This is a genomic window from uncultured Granulicatella sp. (genome assembly GCF_963528315.1).
Lineage (GTDB): Bacteria > Bacillota > Bacilli > Lactobacillales > Aerococcaceae > Granulicatella.
In genome coordinates this window covers 17,063-38,864 of record NZ_CAURVV010000003.1, presented here as the reverse complement: position 1 = coordinate 38,864, position 21,802 = coordinate 17,063, and the positions used below count along the sequence as shown (strand labels likewise).

At 32.6% G+C, this 21,802-nt stretch carries 17 protein-coding genes; 2 read left to right on the top strand and 15 right to left on the bottom strand.

Going from position 1 to position 21,802, the window contains the following annotated elements; all coding sequences use genetic code 11:
- Positions 1–12 precede the first annotated feature (12 nt).
- From RYK07_RS01440 to glyQ, 6 genes are read right to left on the bottom strand one after another with little or no spacing between them, the layout of a single operon-like run.
- Entirely contained in the window at positions 13–813 is an 801-nt protein-coding gene (locus tag RYK07_RS01440; protein WP_314852049.1) for an SDR family oxidoreductase, read from the bottom strand.
- A 1-nt stretch (position 814) separates the two neighbouring features.
- Positions 815–1,741, bottom strand: a complete 927-nt coding sequence (gene rnz / locus RYK07_RS01435; RefSeq protein ID WP_314852048.1) for a ribonuclease Z — start codon at positions 1,739–1,741, stop codon at positions 815–817.
- A gap of 8 nt (positions 1,742–1,749) precedes the next feature.
- Positions 1,750–3,570: an acyltransferase family protein gene (locus tag RYK07_RS01430; RefSeq protein WP_314852047.1), complete on the bottom strand. Its 1,821-nt coding sequence runs from the start codon at positions 3,568–3,570 to the stop codon at positions 1,750–1,752.
- 8 nt (positions 3,571–3,578) lie between these two features.
- The gene (gene obgE / locus RYK07_RS01425; RefSeq protein WP_314852046.1) at positions 3,579–4,889 is read right to left on the bottom strand and encodes a GTPase ObgE; all 1,311 of its coding nucleotides are present in this window, start codon (positions 4,887–4,889) and stop codon (positions 3,579–3,581) included.
- Positions 4,890–4,919: 30 nt separating this feature from the next.
- Complete coding sequence (gene glyS / locus RYK07_RS01420) at positions 4,920–6,995, bottom strand: glycine--tRNA ligase subunit beta (protein WP_314852045.1); 2,076 nt, start codon at positions 6,993–6,995, stop codon at positions 4,920–4,922.
- Between the two features lie 32 nt (positions 6,996–7,027).
- On the bottom strand, positions 7,028–7,909 hold the full coding sequence (glyQ, locus tag RYK07_RS01415) for a glycine--tRNA ligase subunit alpha (protein WP_040507500.1): 882 nt from the start codon (positions 7,907–7,909) through the stop codon (positions 7,028–7,030).
- A gap of 402 nt (positions 7,910–8,311) precedes the next feature.
- Between glyQ and RYK07_RS01410 the strand changes: the two genes are divergently transcribed.
- The gene (locus tag RYK07_RS01410) at positions 8,312–8,863 is read left to right on the top strand and encodes a DNA-3-methyladenine glycosylase I (RefSeq protein ID WP_314852044.1); all 552 of its coding nucleotides are present in this window, start codon (positions 8,312–8,314) and stop codon (positions 8,861–8,863) included.
- A gap of 36 nt (positions 8,864–8,899) precedes the next feature.
- Here RYK07_RS01410 and nrdF read toward each other — a convergent pair whose 3' ends face one another.
- The 3 genes from nrdF to nrdI are packed head-to-tail and all read right to left on the bottom strand — an operon-like array spanning position 8,900 to position 12,466.
- Entirely contained in the window at positions 8,900–9,910 is a 1,011-nt protein-coding gene (gene nrdF, locus RYK07_RS01405; RefSeq protein ID WP_006702800.1) for a class 1b ribonucleoside-diphosphate reductase subunit beta, read from the bottom strand.
- Between the two features lie 20 nt (positions 9,911–9,930).
- A complete protein-coding gene (nrdE, locus tag RYK07_RS01400; protein WP_314852043.1) occupies positions 9,931–12,108 on the bottom strand; it encodes a class 1b ribonucleoside-diphosphate reductase subunit alpha in 2,178 nt (725 codons plus the stop codon).
- Positions 12,101–12,466, bottom strand: a complete 366-nt coding sequence (gene nrdI, locus RYK07_RS01395) for a class Ib ribonucleoside-diphosphate reductase assembly flavoprotein NrdI (protein ID WP_314852042.1) — start codon at positions 12,464–12,466, stop codon at positions 12,101–12,103. Before nrdI ends, nrdE begins: the two co-directional genes overlap by 8 nt.
- Before the next feature lie 192 nt (positions 12,467–12,658).
- Between nrdI and RYK07_RS01390 the strand changes: the two genes are divergently transcribed.
- Positions 12,659–13,090, top strand: coding sequence for a BlaI/MecI/CopY family transcriptional regulator (locus RYK07_RS01390; protein WP_314852041.1), 432 nt, complete (start codon positions 12,659–12,661; stop codon positions 13,088–13,090).
- Positions 13,091–13,136: 46 nt separating this feature from the next.
- Here the strand turns inward: RYK07_RS01390 and RYK07_RS01385 are convergent, their stop codons facing one another.
- The 6 genes from RYK07_RS01385 to RYK07_RS01360 all read right to left on the bottom strand — a co-directional run bounded on the left by RYK07_RS01385 (position 13,137) and on the right by RYK07_RS01360 (position 21,800).
- Positions 13,137–14,822: a GH25 family lysozyme gene (locus RYK07_RS01385; protein WP_314852040.1), complete on the bottom strand. Its 1,686-nt coding sequence runs from the start codon at positions 14,820–14,822 to the stop codon at positions 13,137–13,139.
- Between the two features lie 175 nt (positions 14,823–14,997).
- Positions 14,998–17,922, bottom strand: coding sequence for an insulinase family protein (locus RYK07_RS01380; RefSeq protein ID WP_314852039.1), 2,925 nt, complete (start codon positions 17,920–17,922; stop codon positions 14,998–15,000).
- Between the two features lie 716 nt (positions 17,923–18,638).
- The gene (locus RYK07_RS01375; RefSeq protein WP_314852038.1) at positions 18,639–19,184 is read right to left on the bottom strand and encodes an ECF transporter S component; all 546 of its coding nucleotides are present in this window, start codon (positions 19,182–19,184) and stop codon (positions 18,639–18,641) included.
- 12 nt (positions 19,185–19,196) lie between these two features.
- Entirely contained in the window at positions 19,197–20,099 is a 903-nt protein-coding gene (gene murB / locus RYK07_RS01370) for a UDP-N-acetylmuramate dehydrogenase (RefSeq protein WP_314852037.1), read from the bottom strand.
- A gap of 39 nt (positions 20,100–20,138) precedes the next feature.
- Positions 20,139–21,080 carry a Gfo/Idh/MocA family oxidoreductase gene (locus RYK07_RS01365; protein ID WP_314852036.1) on the bottom strand — a complete coding sequence of 314 codons (942 nt, stop codon included), beginning with the start codon at positions 21,078–21,080 and terminating at the stop codon, positions 20,139–20,141.
- An 18-nt stretch (positions 21,081–21,098) separates the two neighbouring features.
- On the bottom strand, positions 21,099–21,800 hold the full coding sequence (locus tag RYK07_RS01360) for a 5'-methylthioadenosine/adenosylhomocysteine nucleosidase (protein WP_314852035.1): 702 nt from the start codon (positions 21,798–21,800) through the stop codon (positions 21,099–21,101).
- Between the last annotated feature and the right edge of the window lie 2 nt (positions 21,801–21,802).

The window sequence follows — 21,802 nt, the reverse complement described above, 5'->3', positions numbered from 1 at the left end:
CACCTCCAGAACTTATTTTTTATTAAATAATTTTAAAATACTCATGTCTCCAATTTTTGGGAAACAGAAGTTTAATTTTGCTGCCAGATTCATACTATACGGTACATTCACTTCTCTTTTTTGAAATTTCATTCCTCGAACAATTTTTCTTGCAACTTCCTCACTTGTTAAAACATACCTAGACACACTTGCTAAATATTTTCCTGTTGGTTCTGCTTTTTCAAAAAATTGAGTAGCAATTGGTCCAGGATTGACCGTCATTACATGAATGCCTTGTTCTTTTAATTCTAATCGTAAAGCATTGGAATAACCTAACACTCCAAATTTTGAAGCTGAATAAACCGAAGTTTTTGGAGTTGCTGTTTTTCCAGCTTGAGAAGCAATTTGTACGAACATTCCTGATTTTTTCTGAATAAATTTAGGAAGATATTGTTGAGTGATTTGAATTAAAGTATATAAATTCAATTGTAACATTTCTTCAATTTCTTCTTTTGATAAATCAACGGCTTTTTTTAAATAGCCTCTACCTGCATTATTAATGACAATATCGACATCAATGGATTGAATTTTTTCTAATAGTAATTCTACTTCAACTACATTCGATAAATCACAGGCATAATAATAGACGGGTTGATTTGTCCATTGTTGACAAGTGTTAGCTACTTGCTTTAAGACTTCCTCACGTCTTGCCACTAATATTAAACCGGCTTGTTGTTTGGCACATTCATAAGCTAATTGTTCGCCTAAGCCTCCACTAGCTCCTGTAATCAATACCATTTTCCCATTTATTGAAAACTGTTCACGTTTTACCATATTAATTTCTTCCAATCGTAAATGTATCAAAATCTTTGACTACTTTTGTTTTCGGGAATACTTTACGAGCTTCCTGTTCTAATTGGCTCACTTGATGCCCTAAATAACGCGCACTAATATGAGTTAAATATAATTGTTGAACATTTGCTTCTAAAGCAATCGTTGCCGCTTGTTTACTTGTTGAATGGAAATGTTGACGAGCAGTTTTTTCTTTATCCGCTTCATAAGTAGCTTCATGAACGAGAACATTAGCATTTTGCGCTAAAGTAATACTTTTTGGAGTAAATCTTGTATCTCCACAGATTACAACAACACGTCCCTTAATATCCTCGCTCACATAGTCTTTTCCATCAATGACACGACCATCCTCTAAAGTAACAACTTCCCCACGTTTTAGTCGACCAAAGACAGGACCAAATGGGACTCCTATAGCTCTTAATTCTTCTGCCTTTAACTCACCAATTTGGTCAGATTCTGTAATTCGAAATCCATAAGAAGGAATTCCATGTTCTAACTTCATCGCTTCTACTCTGAATTGTTGATCAGAAAATAATACTCCATCCTCTTCAAATTCCACAACTTTCAATGGATAGCCCAATTTCGAATAAGAAACAGAAATACTCGCATCAATAAAACGTTTAATGCCTTTTGGCCCATAAACGATTAATTCATCTTCTCCACCTTGGAATGATCGACTAGTTAATAAGCCTGGCAACCCAAAAATATGATCTCCATGAAGATGGGTAATAAATATTTTTTTAATTTTTCCTGGTCGAATGGTTGTATTTAAAATTTGTTGTTGCGTTGCTTCTCCACAATCAAATAACCAAATTTCATTTCTTTCATCTAATAGTTTCAAAGCGATTGACGAAACATTTCTCATTTTTGCTGGAACCCCAGCACCTGTACCTAAAAATTGTAATTCCATAATGGCTCCTAACTACCTCTTAATGTTTGATAAATCATTTTTGCAATCCACAAACCTTGTTGATGTGCCCCAGTTGTATTTACGATAGACGCTTTTTCATAAAACCAATCTGGATGTGTACTTGATTCAGATTTCCAATCAATATAATGAACATTTGAATATTTTTGTGCCAAACTTTCAGAAATATGATTAATTTCTTGTTGCCAAGTGCGATTAATCGTATTTGACACTAAGAAGATTTGTTTGTCCATACCAATATTTTTTAAAACAGCATCTAATTGTCCTTTAGTATATGCTCCATTACTTCCTACCATTAATACAATGATATCCCCTAATTGTTTTTGTTCTTTCAATTGGTCAATCATTGCTCCTAATTCAAATACTTGAAGATCTCTATTTGCACTAATTACTGCATTTGGATATAATGTCGGAATTTCTTGTGCCATTGCTAATAACATCGTATCTCCAATAAATGTAATAGAAGTATTTGAACTAAAGACTGTTTCTTCTCTACTAAGTCCTTGAATATTATTAATCGTTTTAACAACTTTCTTATCAGTATTACGTGTGTTTTGTGACAAGGATTCACTTGCCAATATTACTTCTTGTAAAGCTGATTCTTGAGCTGATAATCTCGGACTTGCTTGAATAAATCCAATCAATAAAATCAATACAACTGCAGCACTATAAACCATTTTTACAGTTCTACGAGTCGAATGAGTCCATTGAGCAGATAATTGATTCATCACTTTAGAGAATTTCCCTTTTTCAAACAATTGATACCAAAGTTCCCCTAAAATAACTAATAACACAATTTCTACAATTCTATGTAAAACAGGCGTAGAACTTGTATCACCAATTTTTGCTTGGTATAAAACCGATAAAGGTAAATACCATAAGTAATAAGAAAGACTTCTTCTTCCAATAACTGTTAAAGGCTTTAAACGGAAAAATAATGATGTTACTGATTTAGGATGCAATGAAATCATTATTAAAGTAGCCACAATTACATCAAAGATAAACATTCCACCTCTAAATGTTAAATGACTATGCTCTTTCATTATAAATAAGCTTAGAACTAATAATACAATTGGTACAAAACGAATGACTGACTCATAACGATATTTTTGAATATATTCCCCATAAAATCTTTGAATTGGAAATAATAAGGCTACAACTGCTCCTGTTAAAACAGAAAAAGCTCGTGTGTCTGTACCATAGAAAATTCTTAAAAAGTGAACATTTGAAAAATCTTTTGTAATCATTAATAAAACAGAAGCTACTAAAAGAGCTAGCACTACCTTTTGTAACACTTGATGTTTTTTAATCATCACACTTAAAAATACAAATAAAATTGGCCACAATAAATAATATTGAACTGCTAATGACATATACCATAAATGAGAAAATGGCGATTGTGTTAATACCGTTATCGCATGATCATTTTCCTGAATAATTTGCCACCAGTTATTCATAAAGAATAAATTGGAAACCATTGTACTTCTTAAATTCACTAAGAGTTCCCTTTGAAATAGCAATAAATAAAAAATTACGGCTACTATCATCGCAAAAGTTGGAATAATAATTCGTTTTAATCTTTTCGTTAAAAATGACTTTAATGGTACTTTTCCATTTTTCATTAAAGAATCCATTAGACTAGCAGTCATAAAATAGCCTGATAATAGTAAAAAGATATTTAAGCCTAGAAATCCACCTGGAATACGGTAAGCCATCATCTGATGGCCTACTATACTCATAATCGCAATGGCTCTTAACCCATCAAAAGCTGCGATATAATCTCGTTTTTCAATTTCCGTTCTATCAATCATGACATCACCTAATCGACAAACTCAAAGACAAATTTACGAATTCTAACCATATCACCGTTTTCAGCGCCTTGACTACGTAAGGCAGCATCGACACCCATTCCACGTAATTGACGTGAAAAACGCATCACAGATTCATCATGTTCCATATTCGTCATTAAGAATAATTTTTCTAGTTTTTCTCCATATAATACCCATGTACCATCAGGATCTCTTGTAATATCAAATGGACGTTCTTCTTCTTCCAACCCATAAACCATATGAGTTTGAGCTTCTTGTACTTCATCTAATGGGAAGAATTCTGTTTCTTCTAATATTTCTGCTGTTCTTGCTAGTAGTGCTTGTAACCCATCTTTACGATAAGCAGAAATCGGGAAAATTTCAGGCATTTCTTGACCATCTGGTAAGTTTTCTTGTAAATCTTTTTTAAATTGTTCTAATAATTCTTCAGACTGTGGCTGATCCATTTTATTTGCAACAATAATCATTGGACGTTCTAGTAATCTTAAATGATAAGAACCTAATTCTTGCATAATCACTTGATAATCTTCGTAAGGATTTCTTCCTTCCATTGAAGCCATATCAATGACATGTAGTAATACTTTTGTACGTTCAATATGTTTTAAGAAATGGATTCCTAAACCAACACCCATATGAGCTCCTTCGATTAATCCAGGAAGGTCGGCTACAACAAATTGCTCACCGTTTGGAGCTTGTGTCATCCCTAATTGTGGATTTAAAGTTGTAAAATGATAATCTGCAATTTTTGGTTTTGCGCTAGAAATTACCGATAATAAAGTTGATTTTCCTACAGATGGAAATCCAACTAACCCAACATCTGCTAATACTTTTAATTCTAATTCAATTTCAAATTCTTCTCCTGGTTCTCCATTTTCAGCAATATCTGGAGCTGGATTTTTATGAGTAGCAAAGCGAATATTTCCACGGCCTCCACGACCACCCTTAGCTACTACTACTTCTTGATCTACTTCGACTAAGTCTGCAATCAATTCTTTTGTTTGAGCATTACGAACAATCGTTCCAGCAGGTACTTTAACAATTAAGTCATCTGCTCCACGACCATACATACTTTTACTCATCCCATTTTCACCAGGTTTTGCCTTAAAATGACGTTTGTGACGGAAATCTAATAAAGTTCTAAGTCCTGAATCGACTTTAAAAATGACACTACCGCCTCGTCCGCCATCTCCACCAGCAGGACCTCCATCTGGGACGTATTTTTCTCTTCTAAATGCTACCATACCGTTACCACCGTCTCCGGCTTTCACCCATATCGTCGCACGATCATAAAAAAATGCCATTAGGATTTACTCCTTTCTTATTTTTAGTGACTATTTAACAATTAACTCTGTGAAGTCAGCAAACTCTAAAATCATTAGTGCTAATTCACGTAAGAAACGTAAACGATTTGTACGAATTTCTTCATTATCGACCATGACCATATTTTCATTAAAGAATTCATGAATTTTTGGAGTAATCGATGCAAATGCTGAAAATTTTTCTTGAGCTGAATAGTTCTCGAAGTCTTTTCTTAAAGTAGCAATTGATTCTACTAATTGACGTTCACTTTCTGTCTCAACTTTATCTAATGAGTATTCTGAAGAATGACGAGCTTCTGCAAATCCTTTTGAACTAATATTAATCACTCGGTTTAATGCTTCAGTAATATCTTTGATTGCCGCTTTAGATACTTCTTTTTCTAACACAGCTACAGCTTTCATTTGTTCTGGTACACTCTTAGAGTTAGAATTCAATACCGCTTCAATAATATCATGACGTTTTGTTACTGTAGTCATTCTTTGAGCAAGTCTTTCAAGAATAAATCCTAAAACGAATGCTTGTACATCTTCTTTTTTATCTTCTAAAAATTCAACATAATCTAAACCTAATAATAATTTTGCAAATTCTTCAATTTCTAAATGCCAATCAAAAGCTTCAACAATTTGCACTAATCCCATTACTTGACGACGTAATGCATAAGGGTCGTTTGAACCTGTTGGTAACATACCAGCAGCTGTAAAGCTTAAAAATGTATCTAATTTATCTGCAATCGCTAATAATGCTCCTGGTACTGATGAAGGTAATTCACCATCAGCACTAATTGGCATGTAATGTTCACGAATTGCTCTAGCTACTTCTGGAGTTTCTCCATAATTTTTCGCATAAATTTCACCCATAATTCCTTGTAATTCAGGGAATTCACCAACCATATTCGTTACTAAGTCAAATTTATAAATTTCAGCTGCACGTTGAGCTGTTTCAACATCTTGTGCATCTAAGTTTAATTCATTTGCAATACGCCCTACTAATAATTGAACACGATTCATTTTTTCAGTCATTGAACCAATTTTCGCATGGAAGTTTAATGTTTCTAATTTCTTCAAGAAAGCTGTCATTGGAACTTTTTTATCTTCTTCATAGAAGAATAAAGCATCTTCTAGACGAGCTGTTAATACTTTTTGATTTCCTTTTGCCACATTTTCAATCATGTAGTCATTTCCATTACGTGCAGAAATGAAATAAGGTTGTAATTCACCTTTAGCATTATACACAACAAAGTAACGTTGGTGTTCTTTCATAGAAGTGACTAATACTGGTTCTGGAACGACTAAATATTTTTCATCAAAAGTTCCAGCAAATGCTGTTGGATATTCTAAAATTGAACTTACTTCTTCTAATAATTCTTCATCAATTGGAACTGTCCAAGCATTTTTAGCAGCTAATTCTTCAATTTGTTTAAGTACTAATGCTTTTCTTTCATCTTGATTTACAATCACAAATTGTGCCGCTAAAGCTTGTTCATATTGTTCTGGGCTAGCAATCTCAGTATCTTTTCCTAAGAAACGATGTCCTCTTGAAACTCGACCAGCTTTTACATCTAATACTTGAATTTCTTTAATGACTTCTTCTCCATATAAAGCAACAATCCAGTGAATTGGACGTATATATTCAAAAGTATGAGCAGCCCAACGCATTGTAACTGGGAATTTCATATCTGTAATAACAGAAGATAAATTCTTAACAACTTCTTTTGTTGATTTTCCTTTTAATAATTGTTTAACGTGGATATATTCCACATCTTTAATCGTTTCTACATAAATGTCGTCTGTTGTTAATCCTTTTCCACGAACAAATCCTTCAGCAGCTTTTGTCCATGCCCCATCTTTTTGAGCAATCGCTAATGATGGACCTTTGAAAATTTCAACACGATCTTCTTGTTCTTCTTCTAATCCATTTACTCGAACAGCTAATCGTCTTGGTGTTGCAAAAGCTTCTACAGATTCAAATGCTAAGTTTTCTTGTTTGAAAAAGTCTTCTACACGAGTTGCTAATTGTTCTGAACTTGTACGAACATATTGCGCTGGTAATTCTTCTAAACCAATTTCTAATAATAATGATTTTGTCATAATTGTCCTCCTAATGTTACTAATCTATCCTATTAGTCTTTTAATAATGGGAATCCTAAAGATTCTCTTTCAGCTACGAATGTTTTAGCAATGGTACGGGCCATTTTACGAATACGACCTAAAAATCCTGCACGGTCTGTCGCAGAAATAATGCCACGTGCATCCATTAAGTTAAAGGCATGAGAGCATTTCAATACACAGTCATAAGCTGGGTGAACAAGACCTTTTTCCATTAAGATTGTTGCTTCTTTTTCATATTCAGTAAATAATTGCATTAATAATTCAGGATTACTTTCTTCAAAAGCATATTTAGAATGTTCAAATTCTGGTTGTTTGAAAATATCTCCATATTTTACATCGCCAGTCCATACTAAATCATAAACACTTTCTACTTCTTGGATATAAGATGCTAAACGTTCTAATCCATAAGTGATTTCACTTGTTACTGGGTGACATTCTAATCCCCCTACTTGTTGGAAGTATGTAAATTGAGTCACTTCCATTCCATCTAACCATACTTCCCAACCAAGACCAGCACAGCCTAATGATGGATTTTCCCAGTTATCTTCTACGAAACGAATATCATGTTCTAATGGGTCGATTCCTAATGCAATTAAACTTCCGATATATAACTCTTGAATGTTTTCAGGAGATGGTTTCATCACAACTTGGAATTGATGATGTTGGAATAAACGGTTTGGATTTTCACCATAACGACCATCAGCTGGACGGCGAGATGGTTCTACATAAGCAGCATTCCATGGTTCTGGTCCAATCGCACGTAAAAAAGTATATGGACTCATTGTTCCAGCACCTTTTTCAGTATCATAAGCTTGTAATAATAAACAGCCTTGATTTGACCAATAATTTTGTAATGTTAAAATAATTTCTTGTACTGTTAATTTTTTTGACATAGTATTCCTACTTTCTATAATTTTTATGACAGGATAAAATTCATCTAGAATCTCTTATTGTAAAACGAAGTCTTTCCTCCTTTTCCCTATAAAAAAATCCCTATGTACACTAAAAAAGCATACATAGGGACGATTCATCGCGGTTCCACCCTAATTTCTTAGAAAACTCTAAGCTTCATTGTTGATTGACTCCAATGCGCCACTATTAATTCTCTATCAAACGGATTCCACCTAGCCCGCTCTCTCTATACATATCTAGAATTAAAGTCTCATTTTCAACATCATATTTACTGCATTAATATTACTGATTTTTCCTTCAAAAGTCAAGTTATATCAATCATTTGTTAGCTTTTAACACTTCATCATGATATAATTTTTTCATTCTTAAAGGGGGGAAATTTTATGCGTTGTGCTTGGGCAACTATTTCTGAACTCGATCAAAAATATCATGATGAAGAATGGGGAGTTCCTTGTTTTGATGATCAAAAACTATTTGAGATATTGACTTTAGAAGTGATGCAAGCGGGACTTAGTTGGTCGACCATTTTGAAAAAACGAGAAGGTTTCAGAGAATCCTTCGAACAATTTGAAATCCATAAAGTTAGTCAATTTACAAAAGATGATGTAGAAACATTACTCCAAAATCCTAACATCATTCGTCATCGTCAAAAGATTGAGGCGACTATTCAAAATGCAAAAATCATTTTGCAACTACAAAATCAATACGGAAGTTTTCATGAATTTTTATGGAGCAAGTTTGAACACACTCCCATCATCAATCATTGGGAAAGAATGACCGAAGTTCCATCTTCTACTCCACTAACTGAACAATTATGTAAAGAATTTAAAAAACTGGGTTTTAAGTTTATCGGACCGACTACTCTCTATTCATTTTTACAGGCATCTGGCATCATCAATGATCACCTTGATTCTTGTCCATTCAAACACAAATAAAGACTTTTATGCACTGCATAAAAGTCTTTATTTTAATTACATCCATTTAGAATAATCATCATCTTCCATGGCTTCTACTGTCCCAAGTAAATAACCATTCCCCACTTGAGAGAAGAAGTCATGGTTACTTGTACCTGTTGAAATACCATTCATCACAATTGGATCCACATCTTCAGCTGTATCTGGGAATAATGGATCAAACCCTAAATTTTGTAAAGCCTTATTCGCATTATAACGAATAAATACTTTTACTTTTTCAGTCCAACCAACTTGATCATAAATTGATTGTGTATACTTCACTTCATTTTGATACAATTCTAAACATAATTGATAAACCCACATTTTAAGAGTTTCTTGTTCTTCTAAAGGTAATTCATTGTATCCTTGTTGGAATTTATAGCCTGTATAAGTTCCGTGAACAGATTCATCACGAATAATTAATTTAATAATTTCAGCTACATTGGCTAATTTATTATTTCCTAAATAATACAATGGTGTAAAGAAACCACTATAGAATAAAAATGTTTCAAGCATAGTTGAAGCTACTTTCATTTTTAGTGCATCTCTACTTTGATAAATTTCATTAATTTTTTGAGCTTTGTATTGTAAAAACTCATTATTATTTGTCCACTCAAAAATTTCTTCGATTTCAGCTTTTGTATGCAAAGTACTGAAAATCGTTGAATAACTTTTCGCATGAACAGATTCCATAAATTGAATATTATTCCATACTGCCTCTTCATGTTGTGTACGAACATAGTCTTTCATCAGACTTGCACCTTCTTCAGATTGCAATGTATCTAATAAAGTCAATCCTCCAAATACTTTCCCTACAACATCTTTCTCAGCTGGAGATAAAGTTCTCCAGTCATCTAAGTCATTTGAAACAGGAATACGAGTATCTAACCAAAATTGTTCGGTTAACTTTTCCCATGTCATTTTGTCGATCATATCTTCTACTTGGTTCCAGTCAATTGCTTTATAATAAGCTACTGGTGCAGAAGCATTTTGTGACAAAATCTCATTAAAATAACGTTTCTCACTCATGATAAGTCTCCTTTTTTGAATTAAATACTACAACTTTCGCAACCATTACTTCCAATTTCATCATTATTTTCTGTAAATGTACGAACATAATAAATTGATTTGATTCCTTTATTCCAAGCATAGTTTCTTAAGATATTTAAATCTCTTGTTGTCATTTTTCTTGTACGTCCATTTTTCCATTCATATAAACCTTCTGGTAATTCAGAACGCATGAATAATGTTAAACTCATTCCTTGGTCAATATGTTTTTGAGCTGCTGCATATACATCAATCACTTTACGCATATCAATATCATAAGCTGATTTATAATATGGTAATGTTTCATTTGATAAGAATGGTGCTGGATAATAGGTTTTACCAGTTTTCTTCTCTTGACGCTCCTCAATTAAACGAGTAATTGGATGTAAGCTTGCACTTGTTTCATTTACATAGCTGATTGAGCCTGTTGGAGCAATTGCTAAACGATTTTGGTGATATAATCCATCAGCCATAACATCTGCTTTTAATTGTTTCCAATCTTCTGCCGTTGGAATTGGTAAGTTTGCAAAAATTTCTTTTACTTTTTCAGATTTAATTTCTACATCTGATTCCGTGTAAGCATCGAAATAAGTTCCAGATGCATAGGCAGATTTTTCAAAGCCATCAAATGTTACTCCACGTTCTTTCGCAATTTTATGACTTGCTTTTAATGTATAGAAATTCAATAGACGGAAGTATAAATCTGTTACTTCAATCGATTCAGGCGAACCATATTCCATTTGATTTAACGCAAAGAATGTATGTAAGCCCATTGCTCCTAACCCAATTGTATGAGCTTTTTGGTTTCCATTTTTCACTGTTGGAACTGCATCGATACTTGAGTGATCTGTGACAAATGTTAATGCACGAACTGCTACTTCAATTGAACGTTCAAAATCAGGTGATTGCATTAAATTAACAATATTTGTAGAACCTAAATTACAACTAATATCCGTTCCAAGCACTTCATACTCTTGCGCATTATTAATCACTGAAGGACTTTGTACTTGTAAAATTTCTGAACATAAGTTACTCATAATGATTTTTCCATCAATTGGATTTGCTTTATTCACTGTATCAATATTTACGATATATGGATAACCAGATTCTTGTTGTAATTTACTAATTTCTTGTTCTAAATCACGTGCACGCAATTTTGATTTACGAATTTCTGGATTATTCACCATATTATCATACTCTTTTGTAATATCTACATAAGAGAAAGGAACACCATAAATACGTTCCACATCATATGGACTAAATAAATACATCATATCATCATTCTTAATTAACTCGTAAAACTTATCTGGAACTACTAGCCCTAATGATAATGTTTTAACACGAATTTTTTCATCCGCATTTTCTTTTTTAGTCGACAAGAATGATACGATATCTGGGTGGAAAACATTTAAATAAACGGCTCCTGCACCATTACGTTGTCCTAATTGGTTTGAATAACTGAAACTATCTTCTAATAATTTCATAATTGGAACAACCCCGCTAGAAGCATTTTCAATTTTCTTAATTGGGTCTCCAGCTGCACGAACGTTTGATAAACTTACACCAACGCCTCCACCAATTCTAGATAATTGTAATGCAGAGTTAATCGTACGACCAATACTATTCATGTCATCCGTTGTTTGAATTAAGAAACAAGAAACTAATTCACCACGACGCTTTCTTCCGGCATTTAAAAATGTTGGAGTTGCTGGTTGATAACGTTGATGAATCATCTCTTCAGCTAAGTCTCTAGCTAATTGTTCATCTCCATCTGCTAAAAATAAAGCATTAAAGACAATACGATCTTCAAAACGTTCTAAATAACGTTCACCATCATTTGTTTTTAAAGCATATTGCTTATAAAACTTAAATGCTGACATAAATGAACGAAAACGGAATTTTTTCTTATAAATTTCTTGCATTAAGCTTTTAACAAATTCACGATCATATTTATTTAAAAACTCTTCTTCTAAATAATCATGTTCAAGTAAATAATCTAATTTTTCATCTAATGTATAGAAAAATACCGTGTTTGGATTAACATGTTCTAAGAAGAATGCACGTACTGCTTCTTTATCCTTATGTAACGGAATTTTTCCATCAACCGGACGGTTCAATTCATTATTTAATGAAAAATATGTTACTTCTTGAGATTTACTAATTAATTTTGGACTATCCAAGTTCGCTCACCTTTTCCTTTATTATAGTTACGTCTTTTTGAGTTCCATGAAACTCAAAACAATGCAATAGTGGAACGTCATAAGTAGAAGAAATCAATTTTGCCGTCGAACAAAAGGAAGTATTAAAATTGCGATTTCCAGAACCAGCTACTCCTTTTAATAAAGCTTGGTTATTACCTGTTTCAATAAAATCTTGAAAATATTCAAATACTTCCATATCATAAGTAGGACTTATAATAATATAAGGCTCATCCATTGTTTGAAATACATTTTGTGGTGTAATTTCTACAGTGGGAAACTCCAATTTTTGAACAAATCTTCTCGTCTGTCCTGTCAATGATAAAAAAACTACTTTCATACTTACTCCTCTATTTCATACCTCCCTATTATATCTACTTTCCAGTCTTATATCAACAAAAAAAATTCTATATTTAGTATTTCATAAAAACAATAACACAAAATATAGTGATAAAATTAAGTCTACATCAATATATTGACAAAGAGATTTTTCAGATTTACACTAATAAATATCAAAGAAAGGAGAATAAAAATGACACTTTCTCATACAATTAGTGCTTCAGAAAGACAAGTTCTTCGAGTAATATGGGCAAACCCAAAATGCACGAGTACTTTTATTATTGAAGCATTATCTACAAATTTCAATTGGCAAGCTGCTACAATAAAAACTCTCATCAATCGACTTTTGAAAAAGGAATTTATTATTCCAACTTCCAAAAGACCTTATCAATATATTGCAACATTAACAGAAGAAGAACTACTAGATATAGAATGCAATGAATTATTAAGTCATGTTTGCCAAAAAAAACAAGGTGAATTATTATCATTACTCATTCAAAAAGCTCAATTATCAAAACACGATACTCATCAATTACAAAAATTATTACAAGAAAAAGAAATCGATGCTCCTGAACATCTAGCTTGTACTTGTATCCCTGGTCAATGTCGTTGTTGCCACCACTAAAAAAAGCCAGACTTATGTCTGACTTTTTTTATATTTCTTAAATTCATTAATACCAAACGCTAACGTCCACTTTTCCGCTAATACCTTTTAAGTATTCACTTGAAGTATATTGCCACCCTTTAGGGCCTGAATAATGTGGATTATTCCAATCTAATGCATCTGTATAAGCAGCTACCCAGTCCACATATTTTAAAATATCTGGATGATTTAAACGAGTCTGTAGTAAATGTTTATAGCTGTAAATTCTTACATTTGTATATCCAGCTTTATGCATAGTATCCATATATTTATTCACAATTTTCACCCAAGTTTTTGTATCTTTAGGAGCAGCTTTTGTTTTATTCACATATTCCCAGTTTTCAACATCATAATAAATTGGATATGTTGGTTGAATATGATATTTTTGCATTAATTTAATTGTATGCTTTGCTTCTAATTCCGCATCTGATTCATTTTCCGCATAAGTGTATAAATAAACACCATATGGAATTCCTAGACGATTTAATTCTTTTATATTATAGGCTAATTGTTTATCTTCATCATATGCATAATATCCTAAACGAACAATAACTCCATCAATTCCATTATCACGAATGACTTGACTCCAGTTTTGGATTTTTCCATTATGTTCACTAACATCAATTACTTTTTTAACATTACTTCCGCCAATTTGTTGTGATCGATTATTATAGAAATAACGTTGACCATTTTTTTGAACCCAACCAATATTTGCCTTTTCTTGCTTTTCAATCGTTCCAGAATTTGAGAATGTATATTTTGTATCTCCAACTGTTACAACACCGGTAGCCATTGCACCTGCATCACCTAAATAATAATTACCTACCCATTCTCTTTCGGCTCTAGCACCATTTCCTTTAAAGTAATACCAATCTCCGTCAATTTGAACCCATTCATTACGTGCATAACGGCCATCTGCATTTAAATAAAACATAGACTGATAACTTGGATCAAACAACCATTCTTTCGCCATCATAGCACCGCTACCGTTAACAAAATAATCCCCAATCCATTGACGAGTTGCTAAATATCCACCAGATAGTAAGTAATACCATTTTCCTCCATCTTGGATCCATTCTTTTTCAGCATATTTTCCATCTTTTTTTGCATAGAAATAAGATTTATACTGATCATCATAAATCCATTCTTGTTTAGCCATTGCTCCATTTGGATTTAAGTAATAATTTCCTTTCCATTCGCTTTTAGCCATATATCCGCTAGCTTTGAAATAATACCATTTTCCATTAATTTCAAGCCATTGATTTTCAGCATAACTACCATCAGATTTGGCAAAAAATGCTTGTGGTGTATGTACCCATTCATTAATAGCCATCTGACCATTATCTTTCAAATAATAACGATCTTTCCATTGATTTTTAGCCATGTATCCACCAGCTTTGAAATAATACCATTTTCCATTAATTTCAAGCCATTGATTTTCAGCATATGTTCCATCTGCTTTTAAGAAAAAAGATGCTTTATAGTTTTCATCATAAATGATTTCTGAAACAACTTTTTTTCCTTCTTTATTTACATAGAAACGATCAATCCATGAAGAAGTTGCTTTTGTACCATCTTCTTTATAAAAATATTGTTGTCCATTAATCGTTTGCCATCCTGTTAATTTTTCAGCTTTTTCTTCTTTTGCATTAACTGTCGTTAAAGATAACAATACCAAAGCAGACAATGACAATGCGATTTTTCTTAATTTCATCTAGTCTAATTCTCCTTTACTAAAAGTCTCACTTTGATATTGTATAATTAAAAGTTTAAAAACTCAAACAAAATCCTAAAATATTCCCCCTCATAATTGTTCAAATAAATAAAAGAGGAACTTCTACTAAATAGAAAATTCCTCTTTTAACGATAGATGAAATTAATTCAAATAATTAGTCATTGAATAATGAACGAATTGTTTTGAAAATTTCTTTATTTTGTTCAATTTTTACATCATTTCCAACTACTACAAAGGCATTTTGATCTAATACTTTTTTCATTGTTGGAGCAAATGAACGAACTTTTTCAGGTGTTACATTTAAAACTTCATCACGAGTTTTTTGAACCAGTTCATTTGTCACATGAGTAAAGTAACGAGTAAAGGCGATATTTCCTTTTTGATTTGCCGATAATGGACGATCAATACTACTAAATGTTCCAATGAGATTTTTCTCAAATTCTTCTTTTGATGGATTGTAATTTTCTAAATATTGAACTTGTCCATCATAAGTTTTTAGAGTTTCTACTAAGTTTGGATCACGGTATGACACAGCAGCTACTTCACCTTTTCCACCAATCACACTCATTCCACCGTACGCTCCACCTTTAACACGAACTGTATTCCATAAATAATCTAACCCTAAAACTGTTTGTAAGAATGCATTAGATCCTTCAAATGGAACACCTAGTAATGTTTGATTGTACCCTTTTGCTACATATTGAATTTCTTGAGCTGTTTTAAATCCTTCATTCAATACTTCAACAGGAGTTGTAAATGGTTGTGGTGTCACTACTTCTTGTGATAAGTGTTGGAAGAATGATTGAGATAAAGTTTTAAATTGTTCAAAATCTTCTTTACTTCCGACAAATGTTGCAGTTACTCCATGAATATTCAAGATTTGACGAAGTACAGCCTTTAATTGTTGACTAAAGCTTTCTTTTCTTTCATCATAATGTTTTACTAAATCAGAAATATAATCATAGTAATCAATACCTTCTAATGCTTGAGCATATTTTGCTCCTTCTGAATAGTAAGATTCTAATCGACGGACTGCAATGGTATGCGAAGCATAATTCATATGCATTTCTAAATTCGCTTTTGTATTTAATAACAGTTCTTTAATCTTATCATAATCTTCCAAGTTTGAACGGAAGACAATTTCTTCCACTAATTCAATTAATTTTGGTAAATATTGAGATAAGGCTTTTCCTGAAACTGTGAAGAATGGATAATACACATTTTTCGCAACATCTTCTGTCATGACAAAAGCATTTGTTGAAATTCCACCTGTATAGAAATCCATCTCTGTATTTAAATCTTCATCAGCAAAATGTTTTGTACTAATTTCACCTAATAATTCAGTGACAAAAGCAGCTACCGGAATTTCTTCTGTTTTAATTCCTCTCATATCGAAGAAATATTTCGCATATGAAATTCCTGCTGTGAAGTCTTCATAATGTAAGAAAGTCGGTGTCTCTTTTCCTTCTTCAACTGTTAAAGGATATTGAGTTGCTTTCTTTTGAATATCATCGATGGATAGTGTTGGAATTTTTGCTAAATCTTCTGGTCTATCAGGAGATTCTTGTCTTTCAATTAATTTTTGAGTCGTTTCGACTAATTGATCTAACTCTTCTTCACTTAGACTTGCTTTGTAATCTGCTAATTTTTTAGCTAATTCTGCTTCTTTTTCTTCTAATAAACCTGGTTCTGGTTTTAAAGTAATAATAGCAGCATGAGTATTGTCTAATAAATATTTTTGAATAATGTTTTCAAAATATCCTTCTTCAACTTTAGCTTGAATGGCATCTAAATGTTGTTGGTATTCAAATGATACATATGGACTTCCATCATATAACCAACTTGTTAAAGCATTCATTCCATACATAACACCTTTTGGTGTACCACCTTCCAAAGCTGTTAATTCTTTATAACGGAAAGCTGTTTTATTTAAAGCAGCTTGAATCGCTTTTCTAGAAATTCCTTCTTTCACTAAACGTTGTAATTCCTGTTGAATAATTTGAACAAATTGTTCTTTTTTATCAGCATCTGTATCTTTTAAAATAACTTCAAATGTTGGAGAATACGTATAAGCAGAATATCCACCCATAACATCACTACCAATATTCGCTTTTAATAAAGCTTTCTTCAATGGTGCGGTATTACTACCTAATAGCAATTCATCTAAAATACTTAAAGCAATTCCTTCTTCTCCATTAGTACTCGTTCCTGTAGCCCAAGCATATTCTAACAATGTTTTATTCTCAGTTGTGTCGCCTTTAGAAACAGAATACGTACTTGTTAGTTCTTTAACACTTGTAAATGGTTCTTGTTGGTATCCTACAAATGGAACTTCTTTTTCTTCAAAAGCATCAAAATATTCTGATAATTGTTCCATTGCTTTTGATAAATCTAAATTCCCATATAAAGTTACTCGAGCATTACTTGGGTGATAATACGTTTGATGGAAATCAATGAATTTTTCTTGTGTTAGTGTTGGAATTGAAGCTGGCATTCCTCCAGAAACATGTTTATAAAATGTGTCCGGGAATAATGTTGGTTCAACTAGGCGATTTAATTCTGATTCTGGTTGAGAAAATGCTCCCTTCATTTCATTATAAACAACGCCTTTATAAGTTAATTCATCTTCTTTATTTTCTAAATGATAATGCCATCCTTCTTGCATTAAAATTTGTGGGTTTGATAAAAGGTTTGGATAAAATACTGCATCTAAATATACGTCCATTAAATTCTCGAAATCTTTCTGATTTCTTGAAGATACTGGGTACATTGTTTTATCAGAAAATGTCCATGCGTTTAAAAATGTTTGTAGGGATCCTTTTAATAATTCTACGAATGGTTCTTTTGTTGGGTATTTTTTTGATCCGTTTAATACGGAGTGTTCAATAATGTGAGCAATTCCGTTGTCATCATATGGTGGTGTACGGAATGCGATAGAGAATGCTTTGTTGTCATCGTCTGTTTTTAAGTACATAACTTGAGCGCCTGTTTTGTCATGTTTGTATAAATAGTAATCGCAACGGATATCTGCTAATGGTTTTTGTTCTACGAGCGTAAAACTGTAAAATTCTTTTGTCATGAAATGACCTCCATTTCTTAATTAAATCTACTTGTCTTTTATTCAAACACGATTTCTAACAATTAGCAAGAAAAAATCATTGGAACGTAAAAGTTTTGGACGTAGAATAAAGAAATAAAAAATAATTTTTCGTATAGCTAGGACGCCAGCAGACCTGACGGTCTCATGGCTAAAATTTGAGCCTTGGTCTCAAATTTTCCTTTGTGATAGAATCGCTATCCAGCGATTCTATTACTGCAGCTACAAAAAGATTATTTTTTATTTCTTTATTGTAGTTATTTAGTTTTCTGATGTGGTGTTCTTATATGTCATAAAAAAATTTGTTTTATGTAGTAAGATTCAAGTTCACTACGTAAAAAATAAAGCCTGCCAAAAAGTTGCTTTTTTAGCTTGAGTGATAGAAATACTGGGAAGTATTTCTGTCACTATTGGAAAATTTGAGACCCTAGGCTCAAATTTTAGCCATGAGATTCGCATCGCGAAGCTGCTGGCGTCCTAGCTAAACTAAAGCAACTTTTTGGTAGGCTTTATTTACTTAGAATTGTTTGAAAATAAAATATTTCCTTTTTAGCTTTAGTGATAGAAATACTGGGAAGTATTTCTATCACTGTTGGAAAATTTGAGACCTTAGGCTCAAATTTTAGCCATGAGATTCGCAAAGCGAAGCTGCTGGCGTCCTAGCTAAATCAAGGAAACTTTTTTGTATTCTTTATTTGTTATTTGTACGCTTTATCTTTCACACGGTTCGCAATTAATTTAAACAAAGCTGTTGCGAAAATTGCAATCAGAATCGAATTAATCATACTAAAAATCCAACCATTAATAAAAACAACTGCCGTAGAAGCTTGATAGAAAAAGACCTCTAACGTCGGTAAAATTAAACCAAAAATAATCACATTCGCAACCACTTGAATCACATTAAAACGCAAAGCATCATGACGAGAAAAAGTACCCGCTAAAAACGACTTACGACGAATACCCAAACCAAACACATATCCAAGCAATCCCACAGAAATTGCAATTGCAATCCACTGCTCAGTCGTCCCTAATAATAAATCAATCAAAATCGTTGCTACCCCAACAATTGCAGCAAATAACGAACCCGCTAAACCAGCCACAATCGCTAGTAGAATATAAAAGAAGTTAATATCTACTCCAGTAAAAATAGGCAAAGTAATTCCAACATAGTGATAACTTAAAACTAAAACAATTAATGAAACTACATGAAGAAGACCCGTTTTTAAGAATTTATTCTCTTTCATCATTTTTCTCCTCTATTTTGACTCTTCACCAATAATTTTTACTTCTGGTTCAAGTGCCACTTGGAATTGTTCAAACACCACATCTTGAACGTGTTGAATAACCGCTAAATAATCCGTAGCTGTTGCATGGTCAATGTTTACAATAAAACCAGCATGTTTTTTTGACACTTGAGCACCACCGATTTGGAATCCTTGAAGTCCAGCATCTTGAATTAATTTTCCAGTAAAATGACCTTCTGGACGTTTAAACACACTTCCACAAGAAGGATATTCTAAAGGTTGTTTACTTTCACGTAAATACGTTAATTCTTCCATTTTTGCTTCAATTGATTCTTTTTTCCCTGGACTTAGATTAAAGCAGACATCAATCACTAAATCTCCACTTTCTTGTAAAGCACTATGACGATATGAAAACTCTAATTCTTCATTTGTTAGACGTTTGATTTCACCTGTACGAGTGACAACATCCACAAATTCTACTACTTCGCAAACTTCACCACCATAGGCACCTGCATTCATATACATGGCTCCACCAACACTTCCTGGGATACCACATGCGAATTCTAATCCTGTTAAAGATTGTTCTAATGCGCATTTTGTCACTTCAATTAGAGACACACCAGCTTCTGCTAAAATTTTATTCCCCATTACTTTCATAGCAGTCATTTCATTTAATAAAATAACAGCTCCCTTTATGCCACCATCTCTAACAATGACATTGCTGGCATTTCCTAATACCGTAATTGGAATTTGTTTTTCTTGTAAAGCTTTAATAATTTTGGCAGTTTCATGTTTATCTTTTGGGAAAATTAAACATTCAGCTTCTCCACCTGTTTTTGTATAAGTATATTTTTTTAAAGGTTCATTGAAGCATACTTTCACTTCTGGAAATTGCTCTTTCCACCATTCTTTCATCTTCTTCTCTCCTATTTGTGCAATATCTTTTTTATGATACTATTCATCAGTTTCTACGTCAAATGATAAAAAGCCTTCAGATGCTTTTGCATGTGCTAATCTCTCACAAATAAAATGACTTAATAAGCTTGAAATAGGAGAAACTGGATTTTCACCATTAGTTTGAACAGCAATAATAAAGGAATGAACAATACTTTCAAATCCTCTCTTATATAAAGTAGAATCCCAGGATGAAAAATGATCTTTAATTTCTTCTCCACCTTGATAAATGGTTAAGTCTGTTAAATTTTGTAATGAAAAAGTACCCGTTTCAGCTTGAACTTCAATTCTTTCAAGATTCGCACCAGATTCTGTATTCATCATTACAATGGCTGATTGTTCTTCATTTTCTAAATAAATTGTACATTGTTCAATAACACCGCGATTTTTCTTATAATAGAATGATCCACGGTTTGGTTTTTCATCCATTAAAAATAATGCTGTATCTAAAGGATGAATAAAAACATCAAAAATACGTGTACGATTATCAAAACTTGGAATCGTACAATTCTTCTCTGTAATAATTCTCTTCTTATGAAGGACATTTTTTAATTCCACTACTTTGGGAACAAAACGTCGATTAAATCCTGCTGTTAAAAAAGTTTGATTTTCTTTGGCTAATCGATATAATTCAAGCGTTTCTTCATAACTAGGAGCAATCGGTTTATCTAAATATACTGGAATTCCTTTTTCTAAAAATTGCTTGGCAACTTCAACATGAGCCTCCGTTGAAACATGAATCATGACCCCATCTAAATCAAACTGTAATAATTCTTCAACATTACTACATGGAATACAACGCCCTAATAATTTTGATTCTCGTTGTAAAACTTCTACATTTCTAGTACACATATACCATTTCACATTACCAATTGAACGCATTACTGGTAAATAGGCTTTTTGTGCAATCGCACCAATCCCAACTACTCCAATATTTAACAAGAGAACTCCCCCTAATCATTAATCTTCTTTTAAATGATGTAATAATTGATGAACAATCAATGCTGATTTACGACCTGCTTCAACAATAAATGTATCAAAATCAACTGCTGATGTTCCTTTTTGTGGCATGTCCGAGATTGCTCTGACAACAATGACTGGAGTTTGTAATGCATAACAAGCTTGTGCAATAGAGGCTCCTTCCATTTCAGTTGCTAAAACATCTGGGAAATATTTTAAAATTAATAATCGTTGATCTTCACGATGAATAAAACTATCTGCTGAAACGACCAATCCTTTATACACAGATAAATTCAACTCAGATTGAATTGCATTTATAACGTCATCTTCAATCACTTGAGCTTGGAAGCGTGCAGGCATCCCTGGCATTTGTCCATATTCATATTGAAAAGCTGTTACATCTGCATCACTGTACGCTAATTCTGTAGCAACCACAATATCTCCAATATTCATTTCTGTTCCAAATCCACCTGCTGATCCTGTATTAATGACTAGGCTCACATTAAAATGGTGAATTAATAAAGCAGCTGTTACACTAGACATTACTTTACCAATACCAGATTGCACTAATACAATAGATACGCCATTTAAACGTCCTTCTAAAAATGTCCATCCTGCAATTTTTACTTCCTTTTCAATTGTCATTTCTTCAGATAGAAGACGTTTTTCCTCTTCCATCGCTGCAATAATTCCGACTTTCATGT